Below are 2,043 nucleotides of genomic sequence, written 5' to 3' on the forward strand. Positions count from 1 at the left end.
TCCGAAACCACGTCAGCAGCATAGGCAGTTCCGCTGAGGGCGAAGAGCCCAAGCGCAACGGCCAGCGGCCGTGCGAATTTGAGATTGGCTTGCATTGTTCTTTACTCCTTAAGCCACAGGACACAGGCTTGTTTCTCACGATCGCCATCTACCCGTCCGGGGGGTGAAACGGATCTGGCGTTCGTCGGTTCCAAATGTCGTGTCAAAATGCGGCTGAAGCGAACCTGAACTTGGGTCATTCCCCGGCACGAATGAGGCAGAACCTTGACGTTGCATCTTCGCAACAGCGAAATGGCAGGAACCATCCCATGCTGCGCTGCACACCGCTTGGTGCAAGGACTCCAGCACCCTATATTGCGGTCGGGCGCGCCCGAGTCCAGGGCGGGCCGGGATGTCCAAACGGCCGTTTCGCCACAATGCTGCCCAAGGTGCGAACACCATTTAACGCATGCCGGGCCATATTTCGCCGGCACCGCTTTTTCGGGCCGAAATTGAGGATTGACACCATATGAGCAAAGCCACTGTCACGGCGCTGGTGACGGGCGGGGCCAGGCGGATCGGCAGGGCGATCGTCGAGGATCTCGCCGCGCACGGTTTTGCCGTCGCCATCCATTGCAACCGCTCGCGCATCGAGGCCGATGCGTTGGCTGCCAAAATCATCGCCGGAGGTGGCCGCGCCGCCGTGGTCGCCGCCGACCTGACCGATATGGACGCCGTCGACGATCTCGTTGGCCAGGCGCAAGCAGCGCTCGGACCGATCCCGCTGCTGGTCAACAATGCGTCGCTGTTCGAGGACGATTCGGTTCGAGATTTCGACTGGCGGGCCTGGGACCGGCACTTTGCCGTCCATGTGAAAGCGCCCGCGCTGCTGGCGCAGAATTTCGCCCGGGCGTTGCCGGCAGGGCAGGAGGGCCTGATCGTCAACATGATCGACCAGCGCGTCTGGCGTCCGACGCCGCGCTACTTCTCCTATGCGCTGTCCAAATCGACGCTGTGGACGGCAACGCAGATGATGGCGCAAGCGCTCGGCCCCAGCATCCGCGTCAATGCCATCGGCCCGGGGCCGACACTGAAGAACGCGCGTCAGGACGACAGCGATTTTGCCGCACAGGTGGATGGCTTGGTCCTCAAGCGCGGCCCGGAATTGCCGGAATTCGGCGCCACAATCCGCTATCTCTGGGAAGCGCGCTCCGTCACCGGCCAGATGATCGCGCTTGATGGCGGCCAGCATCTTGCATGGCAGACGCCCGATGTGACAGGCATGACGGAATGAGTCCTGTAGACCACAAAAGCACGCCGCGCGGCGGCGCCGACGATCTGCCCCCCGATATCGACCTCGAGGACGAGGCGGTCGAGGAGATCGTTGAAACCGTCGGTCCCGATGTCGCCTTCACCGCCATCGACTGGACACCGCATGCCGGCGACGCGGAAGGCATGATCGGCGCCGAGGTGATCCAGACGCTGGTCAAGCGGCTTCCCAATGCGCCCGGCGTCTACCGCATGATGAACGCTGCCGGCGATGTGCTCTATGTCGGCAAGGCGCGCAGCCTGAAGAAGCGCGTCACCAACTACGCGCAAGGCCGCTTCCACACCACCCGCATCGGCCGCATGGTGCGTGAGACGTCGACGATGGAGTTCGTCGTCACCCGCACCGAGATCGAAGCGCTGCTGCTCGAAGCCAACCTTATCAAGCGCTTGCGGCCGCGATTCAACGTCCTGATGCGCGATGACAAGTCGTTTCCCTACATTCTCTTGACCGGCGACCATGTCTCGCCCGGCATCTACAAGCATCGCGGCGCGCGGTCGCGCAAAGGCGATTATTTTGGGCCCTTTGCCTCGGCCGGTGCCGTTGGCCGTACCATCAACTCCCTGCAGCGCGCCTTCCTGCTCAGGAGTTGCACCAACTCGTTCTACGAGAACCGCACGCGGCCATGCCTGCTTTATCAGATCAAGCGCTGCGCTGGTCCCTGCACCGGCGAGGTCTCGCATCAGGACTATGCCGAACTGGTCGGCGAAGCGAAGGACTTCTTGTCCGGCCGCAGC

The 2,043-nt window shown here is 62.8% G+C and carries 2 protein-coding genes and 1 pseudogene; 2 read left to right on the top strand and 1 reads right to left on the bottom strand.

What is annotated here, in order from left to right; all coding sequences use genetic code 11:
- Nucleotides 1-95: pseudogene (locus tag EOD15_RS37125) on the bottom strand (porin family protein); the annotation flags it as partial.
- A 413-nt stretch (nt 96-508) separates the two neighbouring features.
- On the opposite strand from EOD15_RS37125, the gene EOD15_RS33395 reads away from it, so the two are divergent.
- Together EOD15_RS33395 and EOD15_RS33400 are read left to right on the top strand one after the other, a co-directional pair.
- Nucleotides 509-1,273, top strand: a complete 765-nt coding sequence (locus EOD15_RS33395; protein ID WP_127319023.1) for an SDR family oxidoreductase — start codon at nt 509-511, stop codon at nt 1,271-1,273.
- On the top strand, nt 1,270-2,043 hold a 774-nt coding region (locus tag EOD15_RS33400; protein WP_185929150.1), incomplete at its 3' end, for a GIY-YIG nuclease family protein. The genes EOD15_RS33395 and EOD15_RS33400, both read left to right, overlap by 4 nt.

Origin of the sequence: Mesorhizobium sp. M7A.T.Ca.US.000.02.2.1, assembly GCF_003996995.1 — a bacterium.
In the GTDB taxonomy this organism is placed as follows: Bacteria; Pseudomonadota; Alphaproteobacteria; order Rhizobiales; family Rhizobiaceae; genus Mesorhizobium.

Excerpts from the sequence above, each read along its gene's own strand:
- EOD15_RS33395 (WP_127319023.1), top strand. The coding sequence starts at position 509 with ATGAGCAAAGCCACTGTCACGGCGCTGGTGACGGGCGGGGCCAGGCGG.